The organism is Burkholderia sp. CCA53 (assembly GCF_001685525.1).
In the GTDB taxonomy this organism is placed as follows: domain Bacteria; phylum Pseudomonadota; class Gammaproteobacteria; order Burkholderiales; family Burkholderiaceae; genus Burkholderia; species Burkholderia multivorans.
This window is the reverse complement of the sequence record NZ_BDDJ01000002.1, coordinates 493353-507803: the sequence shown is the minus strand read 5'-3', so window position 1 is coordinate 507803 and position 14451 is coordinate 493353. Positions and strand designations below refer to the sequence as shown.

General features: G+C 61.5%; 18 protein-coding genes and 1 tRNA gene. 12 read left to right on the top strand and 7 right to left on the bottom strand.

All coding sequences use genetic code 11. The features are described from left to right. The first annotated feature begins 46 nt into the window (after positions 1-46). A tRNA-Ile gene (locus tag BCR55_RS18755) sits at positions 47-122 on the top strand. Between the two features lie 25 nt (positions 123-147). Here BCR55_RS18755 and BCR55_RS18750 read toward each other — a convergent pair. Both BCR55_RS18750 and BCR55_RS18745 read right to left on the bottom strand, forming a co-directional pair. Further along, complete coding sequence (locus BCR55_RS18750; RefSeq protein WP_048996075.1) at positions 148-1329, bottom strand: site-specific integrase; 1182 nt, start codon at positions 1327-1329, stop codon at positions 148-150. Further along, positions 1305-1514: an excisionase gene (locus BCR55_RS18745; RefSeq protein ID WP_048996079.1), complete on the bottom strand. Its 210-nt coding sequence runs from the start codon at positions 1512-1514 to the stop codon at positions 1305-1307. Before BCR55_RS18745 ends, BCR55_RS18750 begins: the two co-directional genes overlap by 25 nt. Before the next feature lie 36 nt (positions 1515-1550). Between BCR55_RS18745 and BCR55_RS18740 the strand changes: the two genes are divergently transcribed. After that, complete coding sequence (locus BCR55_RS18740) at positions 1551-1760, top strand: hypothetical protein (RefSeq protein ID WP_048996081.1); 210 nt, start codon at positions 1551-1553, stop codon at positions 1758-1760. A 48-nt stretch (positions 1761-1808) separates the two neighbouring features. Beyond that, positions 1809-2042 (top strand): DUF6566 family protein, encoded by a 234-nt coding sequence (locus BCR55_RS33935; RefSeq protein WP_353738059.1) that lies wholly within the window; start codon positions 1809-1811, stop codon positions 2040-2042. 39 nt (positions 2043-2081) lie between these two features. Here BCR55_RS33935 and BCR55_RS33525 read toward each other — a convergent pair whose 3' ends face one another. The 4 genes from BCR55_RS33525 to BCR55_RS33805 are packed head-to-tail and all read right to left on the bottom strand — an operon-like array spanning position 2082 to position 3145. Further along, positions 2082-2618, bottom strand: a complete 537-nt coding sequence (locus BCR55_RS33525) for a hypothetical protein (RefSeq protein ID WP_254661853.1) — start codon at positions 2616-2618, stop codon at positions 2082-2084. Further along, the gene (locus BCR55_RS31200) at positions 2611-2823 is read right to left on the bottom strand and encodes a hypothetical protein (protein WP_083211844.1); all 213 of its coding nucleotides are present in this window, start codon (positions 2821-2823) and stop codon (positions 2611-2613) included. The genes BCR55_RS33525 and BCR55_RS31200 overlap by 8 nt, the downstream gene beginning before the upstream one ends. Beyond that, positions 2820-3017 (bottom strand): hypothetical protein, encoded by a 198-nt coding sequence (locus BCR55_RS32595; RefSeq protein ID WP_139094057.1) that lies wholly within the window; start codon positions 3015-3017, stop codon positions 2820-2822. Before BCR55_RS32595 ends, BCR55_RS31200 begins: the two co-directional genes overlap by 4 nt. Beyond that, positions 3014-3145 carry a hypothetical protein gene (locus tag BCR55_RS33805; protein ID WP_302622084.1) on the bottom strand — a complete coding sequence of 44 codons (132 nt, stop codon included), beginning with the start codon at positions 3143-3145 and terminating at the stop codon, positions 3014-3016. Before BCR55_RS33805 ends, BCR55_RS32595 begins: the two co-directional genes overlap by 4 nt. Positions 3146-3402: 257 nt before the next feature. Here BCR55_RS33805 and BCR55_RS18725 point away from each other — a divergent pair, with 257 nt between their 5' ends. The 9 genes from BCR55_RS18725 (at position 3403) to BCR55_RS18685 (ending at position 12364) form a co-directional block, all read left to right on the top strand. Beyond that, positions 3403-4116, top strand: coding sequence for an SDR family NAD(P)-dependent oxidoreductase (locus tag BCR55_RS18725; RefSeq protein ID WP_006404109.1), 714 nt, complete (start codon positions 3403-3405; stop codon positions 4114-4116). Between the two features lie 52 nt (positions 4117-4168). Next, positions 4169-5407 carry a dienelactone hydrolase family protein gene (locus BCR55_RS18720; RefSeq protein ID WP_065495398.1) on the top strand — a complete coding sequence of 413 codons (1239 nt, stop codon included), beginning with the start codon at positions 4169-4171 and terminating at the stop codon, positions 5405-5407. A gap of 117 nt (positions 5408-5524) precedes the next feature. Further along, positions 5525-6646: a porin gene (locus BCR55_RS18715; protein ID WP_244104668.1), complete on the top strand. Its 1122-nt coding sequence runs from the start codon at positions 5525-5527 to the stop codon at positions 6644-6646. A gap of 154 nt (positions 6647-6800) precedes the next feature. Then, positions 6801-7586, top strand: a complete 786-nt coding sequence (gene trpC, locus BCR55_RS18710; protein WP_065495389.1) for an indole-3-glycerol phosphate synthase TrpC — start codon at positions 6801-6803, stop codon at positions 7584-7586. A gap of 62 nt (positions 7587-7648) precedes the next feature. Continuing rightward, complete coding sequence (locus tag BCR55_RS18705) at positions 7649-8446, top strand: 2-keto-4-pentenoate hydratase (RefSeq protein WP_083211892.1); 798 nt, start codon at positions 7649-7651, stop codon at positions 8444-8446. Next, complete coding sequence (locus BCR55_RS18700) at positions 8443-9210, top strand: 2-keto-4-pentenoate hydratase (protein WP_053298828.1); 768 nt, start codon at positions 8443-8445, stop codon at positions 9208-9210. The genes BCR55_RS18705 and BCR55_RS18700 overlap by 4 nt, the downstream gene beginning before the upstream one ends. Before the next feature lie 133 nt (positions 9211-9343). Continuing rightward, positions 9344-10306, top strand: a complete 963-nt coding sequence (locus BCR55_RS18695; protein ID WP_035946244.1) for an acetaldehyde dehydrogenase (acetylating) — start codon at positions 9344-9346, stop codon at positions 10304-10306. After that, the gene (dmpG, locus tag BCR55_RS18690; protein ID WP_006409488.1) at positions 10303-11346 is read left to right on the top strand and encodes a 4-hydroxy-2-oxovalerate aldolase; all 1044 of its coding nucleotides are present in this window, start codon (positions 10303-10305) and stop codon (positions 11344-11346) included. Before BCR55_RS18695 ends, dmpG begins: the two co-directional genes overlap by 4 nt. Positions 11347-11425: 79 nt before the next feature. Continuing rightward, a complete protein-coding gene (locus BCR55_RS18685) occupies positions 11426-12364 on the top strand; it encodes an MBL fold metallo-hydrolase (protein WP_065495384.1) in 939 nt (312 codons plus the stop codon). A 215-nt stretch (positions 12365-12579) separates the two neighbouring features. Here BCR55_RS18685 and BCR55_RS18680 read toward each other — a convergent pair whose 3' ends face one another. Beyond that, on the bottom strand, positions 12580-14229 hold the full coding sequence (locus BCR55_RS18680) for an ATP-binding protein (RefSeq protein ID WP_065495381.1): 1650 nt from the start codon (positions 14227-14229) through the stop codon (positions 12580-12582). Between the last annotated feature and the right edge of the window lie 222 nt (positions 14230-14451).

Sequence of the window (14451 nt, the reverse complement as noted above, 5' to 3'; positions counted from 1 at the left end):
CGGCGTCTCTGCCGGTGGCGTACGTAGCACGCTCCGCATTCCTCCAGGGCCTGTAGCTCAGCGGTTAGAGCAGTCGACTCATAATCGATTGGTCGCGGGTTCGAACCCCGCCGGGCCCACCAGTATTTTTCCTTTCCAGTCAAAGCCTTACGAGATTCGCTCCTTGTCTTGGGGAGGTTTCCGGGAGGTAAGCGTGCTTTCGAGCCTCGCCATCTCGAGACTGTTCTGATTCCCGTCGATCCATTTCGAATAGGTATTCAGGAACATCTCCACGCTATGGCCGAGCTGCTTCGCGCAGAACGCCGGCGTCATCCCTACCATCAACATCGCCGTCGCGTAGCTGTGTCGCATGTTGTAAGGGCGCCTGTAGCGTATGCCGAGGCGCCTGAGCATCGGTTCCCAGTATGTGCGGCGGAACGCATCCTCGTCGTGCCACACCTCGTTGTACCGCGGGTCGAGGAAGACCCGGCCCCCAGCCATTTGAGTGAACTGGCGTTGTCGTTGCAGCGCCGCCATTGCTCTGCTGTTCAAGTGGACGAGCCGAGCGACCTTCGTCTTCGTTCGATCCAGTTGCTCGCCACGGACGTATGCCTTTGCGACCAACATTGTGGCGCTGGCGAGGTCAATCTGCGGCCACTCGAGCCCGTATATCTCAGACGTCCGTAGGCCGGTCCAGAACCAAAATTCGGTGAGGTTGTGGACTTGCCCGGGGTACGCGCGCTCCGCCTCGGCAATGATTCGATCCGACTCGTCGCGATCAAAAGGATCGGGAGTCGGCTTTTGATGTTTCGCGCGCGGCACGGCTTCGGTGGGATTTTCCGCGATGAACTTGTCCGTTACAGCAAGCGCCAGAGCGGCGCGAAGGACAGACAGATAGTTGTTGATCGTCTTCCCGCTCAGGTCCGGGCGATTGGCGATCGCCGTCTGAATCTGTATCGCTTTGAGCGATCTGATCGACACGCCGCCGAGCGGCTTCGTATGTGCCTCGTCGCATGCGGTCTCCTTCCAGAATTTGATAGCCGTCGCGTAGCCGTCTCGGGTCGATCGCTCGATCCGCTGCGCAGCCAGCCACCTGTCGAGCCAATCTCCGAGGAGCAGCGAGGTGGCAACGCCATCCGACGGGAAGTATTCGGACATGACGAAGGTGCCATGCCGAATCCGGTCGCGGATCTCGGCCGCGACGCGCTTCGCATATTTCACATTCGCCGGCGTGGGAAGCATGGGCTTCCCGTTGACCTTCAGCGTTTTGCGTTCTTCCCGGCCGTCCAGAACGAAGGACAGCCGGATCGATTTTTCTCGAATCTCTACGCCGTCGCCTTTTCGACCCATTGCTGGTACCCCTTAAGCGAAATGAAAATGCCGCCATCAGGCGATCGACGATACTCGCGGCCCTCGATCCACTTTCCGTCTTCGATTTTTCGGCGGATAGCTTTTTCAGTCAGGCCCGTGATCATCGCGGCGAGTGCCACGGTGACGTAGGGGGCCGGTGCGATGTGAGTAGGTGAGTTCACCATGCTACGATTCCCCTGTCTCAAAAAGGCGTTGAACCAATGCAGAAGAAGTTTGTAATGCGCGGGTACGAGATGAACTGTGAGCCGCGCGTGACCGAGGCCGGCAAGTTTGCCGCCCAGGTCGAAGTGACGAAGTTGGGATTCAGCCGGGAGGCTGCTTTCCGGAAGCTTGGCGAATTCGATACAGAGGCCGAGGCGGTTGCCTACGCGAAGAAGTTTTCGGAGGAATGGCTCAGTCGGTACGGGTGAGCGCAACTACGTTGCACCGCAACCATCAACATCTTCACGGGGGTATGCATGCGCAGAGGCATGGAACACTTTGTCGACGAGTTCGACGGTTATCACATAGTCGTCGACTGTGAGCAGCCCGCGGTCAACAGCGCGTGGATTATGAGCGTTGAAATTTATAAGGACGGGTCATCGGTGGTTCCCCGTCGCGCCGATTCGGACCATTCATACCCTACTGCTAAAGAAGCACAAGCGGCTGGGGTTGACCTCGGGCGAAACATCATCCGCAAGCTCGGTCAATAGCATCCAGGCGCATTCAGCGGCTACTTTGATTCGGCGTGGTCACGAATCGTGTCCGTGAGTGCGTGCGGCGTCGATGGCGGCTCGGAACGTGTCAAAGCGCTCAAAGTCATCTACACACGCGATTTTCGTGTGATACGGCGCCTGCAGGTACCAACAACCGCTCGCATGCTCGTTTCGTATTCGGATTCCAGTCCACGCGAGCCAGTCGAGACGTTCGGTATCCGTCGCCTCGCTGCTCGACGCAGCGGTCGGAGTGGTCTTCAACTCGCGGATACGGGATGCGCAAACATCGGCGCCATCCGATCGACCCTGTACGTCGGGATCGGCACGGCCCGGCTCGCTGCCCGTGTATGGCGCGCGCCCCTTGTACAGACTCCATTGATCGGCCGCGTACTCGTCGCAAACCTTCGCGCATTCCTCGATGATGGCGTCCCTGTCGGGCGTGGTGCGGCGAGCTTCTTTCCAGATCGCCCACAACACGTTGATGTCGTCGTTCGGGAACGGCTTGTCGAACGTTTCCTCATCGCGCTTTGTCAGCTCGACGAGCGTCGCCTCGAACATCTCGCGCTCATCCATGGTGCTTCTCCTTCAGGCCAATCCATTGGCGATTTTGGAAGATGCAGGAAGTTTCAGGATTGTTTTTGAAGCGCCATTTTCCGTCCCTCCAAATGCAATACGTGGGTGCGACGTAACGAGTCATGCGCGTCAGATACAGGCCTTCATTGACAGGCTTGATGTGCGGCGGAAACCACTCCGTCAGCATGTCATCGGTGATCTTCATGATTGGCCCTTGAGGGTTGAACTTGCGCCGAGCACATCGCGCCACGGTGCGTTGTGGATGTGGCCGCGCACATAGGCAGTTCGGGCCCAATCCGGCCAATTGCCCTTGCCGCGCAGCGTCATGGGGACGCCAATAGCCTGATCACGTCGTCCGCGCGCTTCGAACAATCGAGCGCCAGCGAGAGGCTTGCTCACGATTCGCCTCCTTGGGCGCGGGCGGCGTCGACGAGGCGATACACCTCTTGCAATTCCGAAGCCCGTTTGATGATTCCGTCTCGATTGATGATGCGCAGCAGCTCGACCACGCGCTTGGGCACAAGCACGGTGTCTCCCGTCACCTCGCCGCTCGGCTGCTGCGTGGGAGGTGCGTCGTTACGGCAGCCGTCGTATTGACATGCTCGCGGCGTCGTGCATCCGTTACACGGATCGGCCCACCCCGTCACCTCGGCGCGCGGCTCCGGCTGGCCCGGGTGGGCGGCGAACCATCCGCAACTGGGCGAAGCAGCGAAGGAGAAAATCCTCGGCGTCAATGCGCAACGCTTTTTCAATCTGGTGGATGACGCCAGCTCCGGAGATCGTCATGCAAATTGAAGGCTGCGTCGCATGTGTGACGGGCGCCGACCGCGGGCTCGGTGCGGGACTGCTTGAAGCGTTGCTGGCGCGGGGCGCGCGCAAGGTCTATGCGGGCGTCAGGCAAGCCGGCCGGCTTGCCGGCGATGATCCGCGCGTCGTGCCGGTCGAGCTGGACATCACGAACGTCGAGCAGGTGGCGACGGCGGCGGCGAGTGCCACGGACATCACGCTCTTGATCAACAACGCAGGGCTGAACCGGATGCAGCCGGTCCTGGAAGCCCATGACGCCGAAGCGGCGCGTGCCGAAATGGAAGTGAATTACTTCGGGACGTTGAACATGATGCGTGCGTTCTCGCCGGCACTCAAAACGAACGGCGGCGCCATCGTCAACATCCTGTCGATACTCGCGCGCGTCGCGCTACCGTCCATGGCGTCGCTGAGCGCATCGAAGGCCGCGGCGCTTCGAATGACGGAAGGCGCACGAGCCGAGCTCGCGCCGCATCACGTCCGCGTTATCTCCGTGCTGCCCGGACCGATCGACACGGAAATGAGCCGGGACGTTCCGCCGCCGAAGATCGCGGTACGGGAAGCAGTCGACGTCGTGCTCGCAGCATTGGAAGGCGAAACGGACGAGGTCTACATGGGCGCGATGGCGCAAGACATCGCACGTGCGCTCGCGGCGGATCGTCAGGCACTGCACGCGCGCCTTTTGACGCTTTGAGCGACCGCGGAAATCGTAACTACGTTGCATTGAGCAAAGGACGAAACAGATCATGAACGGTGAATACATCGACATCGACGCCGGTAACGGCCAAGCCTTCTCTGCGTACCTCGCGCGGCCCCGTCAAGGGTCCGGGCCGGGTGTGGTCCTGTTGCAGGAGATCTTCGGCATCAACGACTACATGAAGGAAACGGCCGATCGGTTTGCCGAAGAAGGGTATGTCGTGCTGGTGCCCGACCTGTTCTGGCGCATGAAGCGCGGCGTCAACCTCGGCTACACCGGCGAGGACTTCGCGACGGCGCTGCGATATAACGACGAGTTCGATGTCGATCTGGCAATCACCGACATCGCATCGACGATCAAGACGCTCCGCTCGCTCGACCAGCATGCTGGAAAGGTCGGCGCCGTAGGCTATTGCCTGGGCGGCAAGCTCGCGATGCTGGCGGCTGCCCGCACTGATATCGACTGCGCGGTGAGTTACTACGGTGTGGGGCTCGATGCCTATCTGGACGATATACCCTCGATCCGATGCCCGATGGTGTTTCATTTCGCCGGCAATGACGCGCTGTGCCCCGAGGCAACGCGCGAGACGATCCAGTCAGCGCTTTGCGCGCTGCCTGCGGTCGAGCAATACGTGTATCCCGGGTGCGATCACGCGTTCGCGACGCCGAAGCGCGAGCATTTCGACAAGCCGGCGGCGATGATGGCCTATTCGCGCACCATCGCACTGTTGCGTAAAGTGCTCGGGCCCGTCTATGACCTGAATGCGCTGTGGGAACTGCACTGCTATCACGAATTCGATTCGCGCGATGTCGATTCGATCTTGCCGACCATGGTTTCCGCACCGTACGTCAACCATGTGCCGACCATGACGGGAGGCGTCGGCCACGACGATCTCAAACGCTTCTACAAGTATCACTTCGTTCACGCGAATCCGAAGGACACGCATTTCATTCCGATCTCGCGCACCATCGGCGCAGACCGCATCGTCGATGAATTCATTTTCTGCGCCACCCACGATCGCGAGATCGACTGGATGCTGCCCGGACTCGCCCCCACCGGCAAGTACATCGAGATTCCGATGCTGGCCGTCATCTGCTTCCGCGGCGACAAGCTGTACAACGAGCATATTTACTGGGACCAGGCTTCGGTTCTGGTGCAGATCGGCGTGCTCGATCCGACGGGACTGCCGGTTGCCGGCATCCGTACGGCAAAGAAGCTGATAGACGAGACGTTGCCGAGCAACGAGTTGATGAGGAACTGGGCGTCGAGCGAAGGCAAGCCGATCTAAGGGTCTTCGGACAGCGGGGAGTGTCATAGTCGGCGCAAGCAGGATCCGCCAACCGGGCTTTGTTTTCAAAAGAAAATCGCGCCGCCGTTGCGGCGCATCAACCATACAGGTTCCATCATGAAGCTAAAGTTAGGGCTACTGGCGGTCGCGGTGATGGCGTCGACCTCGGCGTTGGCACAAAGCTCGGTGACCCTATACGGGATCATCTCGAACGGGCTCGGTTATGTCAGCAATCAGGGCGGCCACAGCAACTGGACGATGATAAGCGGCGCCAACCAGAACAATCGCCTGGGATTCAAGGTGACGGAAGATCTGGGCGGCGGCCTGTCAGCGGTCGGAATCCTGGAGAACGGCTTCGACAGCAACAGCGGCAAACTCGGGCAAGGCGGGCGGATGTTCGGACGGCAGGCATTTGTCGGCTTGTCGAGCCGGACGTACGGGACAATTACGTTCGGTCGACAGTACGACGTGCTGTGGGACTACCTGGACCGCATCGAGCCACAGGCGATGGGCCCCGGTCTTGGCGTCAGTGTCGGCAGCAACGACAACATCGAAGGCAATTTCCGCTACAGCAACGCCATCAAGTATGCAAGCCCGGTCTGGGGCGGCTTCGGATTCGAATCGCTGTATGCGTTCAGCAACAAGGCCGGCAGTTTCCAGCAAAACCGCGCGTTCAGTGCGGGCGTCAATTTCGACAGGCATACGCAGCGATATGCGCTGGTCTACGTCGAAATCGACCATCCGGGCACGGCCAATCCGAACGGTGCGGTGAGCGACGACTATGCCGGCGCGCCATTCCAGCTGTTTCATACCAGCCCGCTCAGTTCGTCGGTGGGCGTACGGAAACAGCGCGTGATCGCGGGAGGCGCCGAGTACGCGTTCGAGAAACTCCGCGTCGGAGGCATCGTTTCCGATGTGCGCTACAACTATCTCGATAGCACGAGCCTGCATCTGGACAACCTTAGCGTTGTCGGTGTGTACCAGTTGACGCCGGCCCTGTTCGTATCGGCTGCGTACTTGTATACGCACGGCAGCTACGGTGGCGTCGTCTCGAACCCGCACTGGAACCAGGGGCAGGTGAGTGTCGACTATTTCCTGTCGAAGCGAACGGACGTCTATGCGTACGCCAACTACATCCGAGCGTCGGGATCCAACGCTCCCGCCGTGTTGTTCCTCTCGTCAAAATCGAGCACGAATGCGCAAACGGCTGTCGTGGTTGGGGTGCGTCACAAGTTCTGAGGTCGGGCTCGGGCCGGTCGAGCGTCGACAAGCCGGGCGGTTGGACGGCCATGTCCGGCACACGAGCCAGCAAGACCGACGCAGCGATCGATCACCGCGAATAGTACGTTGAGTATCGGGCTCTATCAGGCTGGTCAATAGTTTGGATAACGGAATGAAAACGATTCTCGACCGGATTGTCGAGTGCAAGACTCGTGAAGTGCGGCTGGCAGCCGAGCGTGTGCCACAACCCGTGCTTCGAGAGATCGCAGCGACGGTGGACTCCAGGGATTTTATCGCTGCGCTTCGCGACAAGGCGGGACTGGGCTTACCTGGCGTCATTGCCGAGGTGAAAATGGCGAGCCCGTCCGAAGGGATCTTGCGGCCGGACTTCGACCCGGCGTCGATCGCGGCCTCGTACGAGGAAGCGGGCGCGGCCTGTCTGTCGGTGCTGACCGATCGGACGTTCTTCAACGGAAGCGCGTCGCACCTTCGCGCCGCGCGCGGTGCATCGAGCCTGCCGGTGCTTCGCAAGGACTTCATCGTGGATGCGTACCAGGTGTGGGAGGCACGTGCGATGGGCGCCGACTGCATCCTGCTGATAGCGGCGGTCCTCGATGGCAGCGCGATGCGCGAACTCGAAAGCCTCGCGTTCGAACTGGGCATGGCCGTGATCGTGGAAATCCACAGCGCGGATGAGCTGGACGCGGCACTCACGTTGAATACGCCGCTGATCGGCGTGAACAACCGCGATCTTGCGACGTTCTCCACAAATATTGAAACAACGCTTGCGATGCGCCGCCTGATCCCCGCCGACAGGATGGTCATTTCGGAATCGGGAATTCGGAGTGCGGACGATGTAAGAAGGCTCCGTTCGATAGGCGTCGATCATTTTCTGGTCGGCGAAGCATTGATTCGCGCCGAGCACCCCGGTGTTGCGCTCAAGCAGATGTTCTATTAGGCCGCGCTCCACAGTATCGATCGATATTTTCTCGCACTAACAGCTGAGAGGTCATGAAAGCCATGCGAATTCAAGAGGCGGCTGCCGCGCTGCGTGATGCAGCAAAGACCCGCAAAACCATCCCGCCGTTGCGCGAGACATACGAGCAACTGAGCATCGACGACGCGTATGCGATTCAGCGGATCAATACGGATCGGCATCTGGCCGATGGTCGCCGCCTCGTCGGCTGCAAGATTGGCCTGACGTCGGTCGCGGTACAGAAGCAACTCGGCGTCGATCAGCCTGACTTCGGCATGTTGTTCGATCACATGGGCTATGGCGACAGCGAACCCATTCCCGCTGAAATCCTTACTCAGCCGAAAATCGAAGCCGAAATCGCGTTCGTCATCGGTCGCGATATCACGGTGAAGAATCCCGGCCATCTGGACGTGCTCGGTGCCATCGAGTACGCGCTGCCGGCGCTGGAAATTGTCGGCAGCCGCATCGCGGACTGGAACATTCGCATCGCGGACACGATTGCCGATAACGCGTCGTCGTGCGCGTACGTTCTGGGCACCCGTCCGTGCAGGCTGTCGAGCATCGACCTGCGTCTGTGCGGGATGGCGATGGAGCGGTGCGGGGAACTCGTCTCGGTGGGGGCAGGAGCCGCGTGCCTCGGCAATCCGCTCAACGCGGTCGTATGGCTTGCGCGAACGATGACGACGCTCGGCACGCCGCTCAAGGCCGGCGACTTGGTGTTGTCGGGAGCGTTGGGGCCGATGGTGGCCGTCCGCCCCGGCGACGTTTTCGACGCACGCATAAACGGGCTTGGCTCCGTCCGTGCAGTTTTTGACCACGATCGAAGCGAGGCACGCCAATGATCACGACGATGGAATACGCGCGGTTGCTCGACGACGCCGCAGTCAATGCGACCGAGGTGGCCCAGTTCGATCCGGAAAGCCGGCTGTCGCTCGATACGGCGTATGCGATTCAGGCCGCGTCGATACAACGGCGTGTCGAACGCGGCCACCGTCGCGTCGGTGTCAAGATGGGCTTTACCAGCCGCGCGAAGATGCTGCAAATGGGCCTGTCGGATGTGATCTGGGGACGCTTGACCGCCGACATGCAGATCGAGGAGGGCACCGCGATCGATTTTGCGCGATTCGTGCATCCGCGCGTCGAGCCCGAAATTGCCTTCGTTCTGAAGCGATCGCTCGACGGCGACGTGACGGCGCCACAGGCGTTGGCCGCTGTCGAGGCCGTCGCGCCTGCGCTCGAAATCATCGACTCGCGCTACAAGGACTTCAAGTTCACGTTGCCGGAAGTGATAGCGGACAACGCGTCGTCGAGCGGCTTTGTCATCGGTCCGTGGTGCGATCCTCATGTCGACCTGTCGAATCTTGGCCTCACGCTGAATTTGGATGGACGCGTCGTGCAGGTGGGATCGACCGCGGCATTGCTCGGCCATCCGTTGCGTTCGCTGGTTGCCGCTGCCCGGCTTTCAGCGCGAGCGGGCGAACCGCTGCAAGCCGGATGGGTCGTGATGGCCGGCGGCGCGACGCCGGCCGAATGGATCAAGCCGGGACAGCATGTGTCGGTCGATATCGAACGACTCGGCAGTGCGTGCTTCGACGTCAGGAACTGACGCGGCGCAGGCGTTCTCGCGCACGCTTGCGGATAGTCGAATTGAGCATCCGGTGCGGCTGGCGTGTCGCCGCCCGCACTACCTGCGGACAGCGCCGTTCGGTTGGCCGTGCAGTCACATTGGGGAGTCGCAGATGAATGACAGGGTGAAGGTCGCGATCATCGGTCCCGGCAATATCGGCACCGATCTGATGATCAAGATAATGCGAAACAGCAGGCATCTGAAAATGGGCGCCATGGTCGGCGTCGATCCGAATTCGGAAGGGTTGGCGCGGGCGGCGCGCATGGACGTGGCGACGACGGCGGATGGCATCGACGGCTTGCTGCGGCTGGATGTATTCAAGGAAATCGATATCGTTTTCGATGCGACGTCGGCGGGCGCGCACGGACGTCACAATGAACTGCTGCAGGCGCACGGGGTTCAGGTGATCGACCTGACGCCTGCCGCGATCGGCCCGTATGTGATCCCGTCGATCAATCTGGAAGCAGAAAACGCGACAAACATGAACATGGTCACCTGCGGCGGGCAGGCCACGATTCCGATCGTCGCCGCTGTTTCGCGCGTGGCCAAGGTGCACTACGCGGAGATCGTCGCGTCGATCTCCAGCCGGTCCGCCGGCCCGGGAACGCGCGCGAATATCGACGAATTCACCGAAACGACGCGGGCCGCGATCGAAAAGCTCGGCGGCGCCGAGCGCGGTAAGGCGATTATCGTTCTCAATCCGGCGGAGCCGCCGTTGATCATGCGCGACACCGTGTTCGTGTTGTCGGACAACGCGGAGCCGGCGGCTGTCGAGGCCAGTATCGCCGAGATGGTCGGACGCGTGCAGGAATACGTCCCGGGTTATCGCCTGAAGCAGTCGGTGCAATTCGACGTGGTGCCGCCGGACAGGCCGCTCAACGTGCCGGGCATCGGGCCGCGGCACGGCTTGAAGACATCGGTGTTTCTCGAGGTGGAAGGCGCTGCGCACTATTTGCCTTCGTATGCAGGCAACCTCGACATCATGACGTCGGCGGCACTCGCCTGCGGCGACATGATGGCCCGGCGCCGGATGGCCGCCGGCATCGCTCGCGGCTTCAAGGAGACGACGCAATGACTTCAGCAGAAAAGAAGCTTTACATCTCGGACGTGACGCTGCGCGACGGCAGCCATGCGATCCGTCATCAATACGGCATCGACCATGTCAGGGCGATTGCCGCAGCGCTCGACGATGCCGGCGTCGACAGCATCGAGGTCGCTCACGGCGACGGCCTCCAGGGGTCGAGCTTCAACTACGGATTCGGCGCCCATACCGACGTCGAGTGGATTGCAGCCGCTGCGGAAAGCGTCAAGCGGGCGAAGATCGCCACGCTGCTGATTCCCGGCATCGGAACCACCCATGATCTACGGCAGGCGTTCGATGCAGGCGCACGCGTCGTGCGCGTGGCAACGCATTGCACGGAAGCCGATGTATCGCGCCAGCATCTCGACTTTGCGCGCGAACTCGGTATGGACGCGGTGGGTTTTCTGATGATGAGCCACATGACGACCCCGCAGAAGCTCGCTGAGCAGGCGAAGATGATGGAAACGTTCGGCGCCACCTGCGTTTATGTGGTCGATTCCGGTGGTGCGCTCGGCATGAACGAGATCCGCGACAGGTTCCGTGCCCTCAAAGCGGTATTGAAAGCCGACACGCAAACCGGAATGCACGCGCATCACAACCTGAGCCTCGGCGTGGCCAACTCGCTGGTTGCCGTGGAGGAGGGATGCGATCGCATCGATGCGAGCCTGGCCGGCATGGGCGCAGGCGCGGGCAATGCGCCGCTCGAAGTATTCATTGCGGCGGCACAGCGACAGGGCTGGAATCATGGCTGCGATTTGTACCGGCTCATGGACGCGGCCGACGATCTTGTCCGGCCGCTTCAGGATCGGCCGGTACGTGTCGACCGCGAAACGCTTGCGCTCGGTTTCGCCGGCGTTTATTCGAGCTTCCTGCGTCATGCGGAAGTCGCCGCCAGCAAATACGGGCTGAAGACCGTCGACATTCTGGTCGAACTGGGCAGACGCAAGATGGTCGGCGGCCAGGAAGACATGATCGTCGATGTCGCGCTGGATCTGTTAAAGCGGCGACAGCCGGCCACGAGCGATGCGCAGTGAGCCGTCGTGGCGGCGGCGTTGCCTTGTGTTTCTTCCACAGTCGCAGCGAGTGACTGCGACTCGATTCTGGTGAACCACCATGCGAACCCTGTCGGCTTCTCGTCAGCATCAACCGCTGGTCTATCGGTTGAATATCGGTGCAGTCAAAGTGACCGTCATCGCCGAGTCGGTCGCGCCGCTGCTGCGATGGCAAGAACTCTATCCCGACGCGACGGAGCAGTCCGTATCGGCATCCGTCGTTAGCACCGATCGCAAGCTCTACGACGTCGGCAGCGGGCGGCTGGTCATCGCTATCCAGGGCTTTCTGATTGAAAGCGGCCGTACCACGCTGATGGTCGACACTTGCGTCGGCGACTGCAAGGCCAGGGCGCGAGTCGAATTCAATGAAGCCCGTTTCGGCTGGCCGAGCCGGCTGCAGGCGGCCGGCATCCGCGTCGAGGACGTCGACAGGGTGCTTTCCACGCATCTGCACGTCGATCATGTCGGCTGCAACACCTACTACGCTGACGGCAGGTGGCGCCCCACGTTTCCCAACGCGCGCTACCTGTTCGTCAACGAGGAATTCGAGTTTTGGTCGAGCGAGCTGGCGAGATCGCCGCTGGAGAGAACCGGCGACTACATCGGCGACAGCGTATTGCCGCTTTTCGACGCCGGACTCGCCGATATGGTCGATTCGCGACATGTCATCGATTCGTCCATTCGCTTGATTCCTCTGCCCGGACATACGCCGGGCCATGTCGGCGTTTGCATCGAAAGCAATCGCGAGCGAGCGATTATCTCCGGCGACCTGTTTCATACGGCGCTGCAATTCGAAAATCCGGACTGGAGCACGAGGTTTTGTGTCGATCCCGAACAATCGCGCCAATCCAGGCGAGCGTTCTTCGAAGCACATGCCGACACGGATACGCTGATTTTGCCGGCGCACTTTCCCTATCCGTGTGCGGGGTTCATTTGCCGCGAGGGGCGTGGCTACGCATTTCGATTTATCGGTTCAGAGAAGATATCGACAGTACTCTAGCCCGGCGCGGTGTTGTTCGATGAACTGGACGCGGAGCGGCGGTGTCGATGCGCAACGGCCGACATGGCCGACCGGCTCCGTCGATCGACACGCATGCATCATGCGCGGGCCGATACAGGACGTCGATGGCGCCGCCGCTGCGTGGCCGCCACCATCGACCTGTATTGCCGGCGAGCAGCCGGCGGATGCCGAGGACGTAGCTCCGCGTCGGCTGGCTATCTGCCCCGCCCCAGAGACAGCTTTTCCAGCAGCACCTTCACGTCCACCGGCTTCGGCAAATGATCGTCGAAGCCGGCGGCAATCGCGGCGTCCCGATCGTGTATCGACGCGAGGCCCGTCAGGGCCAGCGCGTAGATGCGCCGTCGGCCGCCTTCGCGACTGCGCACGTCGCGCAGCAGTGCATGGCCGTCGGCGCCGGGCATGGCGAGATCGCTGACGAGAATATCGAAAGAGCCGGCAGCGAGACAGGCGAGCGCTTCTTTCGCACCGGAAGCGATCTGCACTTGCGCGCCGAGCCCGCGCAGCAAGTGCGCCAACGGCTCCTGGGCCGGCACGTCGTCGTCGACGAGCAGCACCGACAGGCCGTCGAGCCGTGCCGATTCCGCGGGTGCAGCAGCGACGGTTCCCTCTTCGGTCGCGGCGGTCTGCAGCAACGGTATGCGAACCGTCAGCCTGGTACCGCGACCTTCGCCCTCGCTGCTGGCGGTCACCGTGCCCCCGTGCGCCGTCACGAGATGCTTGACGATCGAGAGGCCCAGGCCAAGGCCGCCATACTGGCGCGTGCGACTGGTGTCGGACTGCATGAAACGGTCGAACAGACGCGGCAGCAATTCCGGTTTGACGCCGATGCCGTTGTCGGCGACCGAGAGCTCGATGAGTGCACCGAGACGCGTCAGCGCGACCTCCACGCGGCCGCCTTGCGGCGTGAACTTCAGCGCATTGCCGATCAGGTTGGAGGCGACCTGCTGCAGACGACGCGCGTCGCCGCTGACGACCGCCTGGCTTTGCAATCCCGACGTCGCGAGCATGATCTCCTTTTTGGCTGCCACCGGGCGATGGCTTTCCACCACGGTGCGTACGGCCGCTGCAAAGTCGACCGGCTTCGAATCGAGCGAGAACCGTCCCGACGAGATGCGCGAGACGTCCAGCAAATCGTCGATCAGTTCGGCCTGCAGCTGACAATGCCGCAGAATGGTCGTGACCGCGCGCTGACTCATTTGCTCGTCGGTCGGCATGCCGCGCTCGCTTGCCGTCATGAGCACGGCCGCCCAGCTGGAGATCACGTTCAGCGGCGCGCGCAGCTCGTGCGATACGAGGGCGAGGAAGTTGTCCTTCGCGGTATTGGCCCGTTCCGCATCGAGTTGCGCGGACTGCGCGGTGCCGAGCGCGCTTTTGAGCTGATGGATGTCCTGGAAGGCGAGTACGGCGCCGTCGATGCGATCGTCGGCCGTGCGATAGGCACGCACGTTGACGAGCCACCATCGCCCTTCGCTGTCCTGATACTCGTGCTCTACATCCGCCAATCCCTGCACGGCCGACTGCACGACGCGTTCGAGCTCGACCGCCGAGAACAGGCTGTTCAACTGCGCCAGCGGTTGTCCTACGCTGTCGTCCGGCAATCCGAACAGCGCTTGCGCCTGCGGCGAAAAATGCCGAAGGCGCAACTGCCGATCCAGCACGACGACCGGTAGCGGGATGCCTTCGACCAGGTTGCTCAGATCGTCGTTGACGCGGTCGAGTTGCTCGTTGCGCGATTTCAGCTCGTCGTTCAGCGACGCAAGCTCCTGATTGGCCGACTCGAGTTCCTGCTTGGCCAGCAGCAGTTCCTCGTTCGCGCTTTGCAGCTCTTCGTTGGTGCTGAGCATTTCCTCGTTGGCCGTACGCAGTTCCTCATTGGCCGATTCGAATTCGGCGACGACCGTCTTGAGCTGCGCTTGCGTGGCCTCGAGTTCGTCGGACAGTCGCGCGATTCGATATCGAAGAAATGTTTCCGATGTCGCGCGATAACGTCATCTTTTGATAGATTTTCGCGAGCCCGATTATGACCCGAAGTATCGGCGCGATCTGGCGTTTCCCGCGCGTCACGG

Bases quoted from the DNA above. Each gene is read 5' to 3' on its own strand.
- BCR55_RS18680 (WP_065495381.1), bottom strand. From the start codon at position 14,229: ATGCTCAGCACCAACGAAGAGCTGCAAAGCGCGAACGAGGAACTGCTG.
- BCR55_RS18715 (WP_244104668.1), top strand. From the start codon at position 5,525: ATGAAGCTAAAGTTAGGGCTACTGGCGGTCGCGGTGATGGCGTCGACC.
- BCR55_RS33935 (WP_353738059.1), top strand. From the start codon at position 1,809: ATGCGCAGAGGCATGGAACACTTTGTCGACGAGTTCGACGGTTATCAC.
- BCR55_RS33525 (WP_254661853.1), bottom strand. From the start codon at position 2,618: ATGGATGAGCGCGAGATGTTCGAGGCGACGCTCGTCGAGCTGACAAAG.
- BCR55_RS18720 (WP_065495398.1), top strand. From the start codon at position 4,169: ATGAACGGTGAATACATCGACATCGACGCCGGTAACGGCCAAGCCTTC.
- trpC (WP_065495389.1), top strand. From the start codon at position 6,801: ATGAAAACGATTCTCGACCGGATTGTCGAGTGCAAGACTCGTGAAGTG.
- BCR55_RS18695 (WP_035946244.1), top strand. From the start codon at position 9,344: ATGAATGACAGGGTGAAGGTCGCGATCATCGGTCCCGGCAATATCGGC.
- BCR55_RS18725 (WP_006404109.1), top strand. From the start codon at position 3,403: ATGCAAATTGAAGGCTGCGTCGCATGTGTGACGGGCGCCGACCGCGGG.
- BCR55_RS18745 (WP_048996079.1), bottom strand. From the start codon at position 1,514: ATGGTGAACTCACCTACTCACATCGCACCGGCCCCCTACGTCACCGTG.
- BCR55_RS18740 (WP_048996081.1), top strand. From the start codon at position 1,551: ATGCAGAAGAAGTTTGTAATGCGCGGGTACGAGATGAACTGTGAGCCG.
- BCR55_RS18685 (WP_065495384.1), top strand. From the start codon at position 11,426: ATGCGAACCCTGTCGGCTTCTCGTCAGCATCAACCGCTGGTCTATCGG.
- BCR55_RS31200 (WP_083211844.1), bottom strand. From the start codon at position 2,823: ATGAAGATCACCGATGACATGCTGACGGAGTGGTTTCCGCCGCACATC.
- dmpG (WP_006409488.1), top strand. From the start codon at position 10,303: ATGACTTCAGCAGAAAAGAAGCTTTACATCTCGGACGTGACGCTGCGC.
- BCR55_RS18700 (WP_053298828.1), top strand. From the start codon at position 8,443: ATGATCACGACGATGGAATACGCGCGGTTGCTCGACGACGCCGCAGTC.
- BCR55_RS18705 (WP_083211892.1), top strand. From the start codon at position 7,649: ATGCGAATTCAAGAGGCGGCTGCCGCGCTGCGTGATGCAGCAAAGACC.
- BCR55_RS18750 (WP_048996075.1), bottom strand. From the start codon at position 1,329: ATGGGTCGAAAAGGCGACGGCGTAGAGATTCGAGAAAAATCGATCCGG.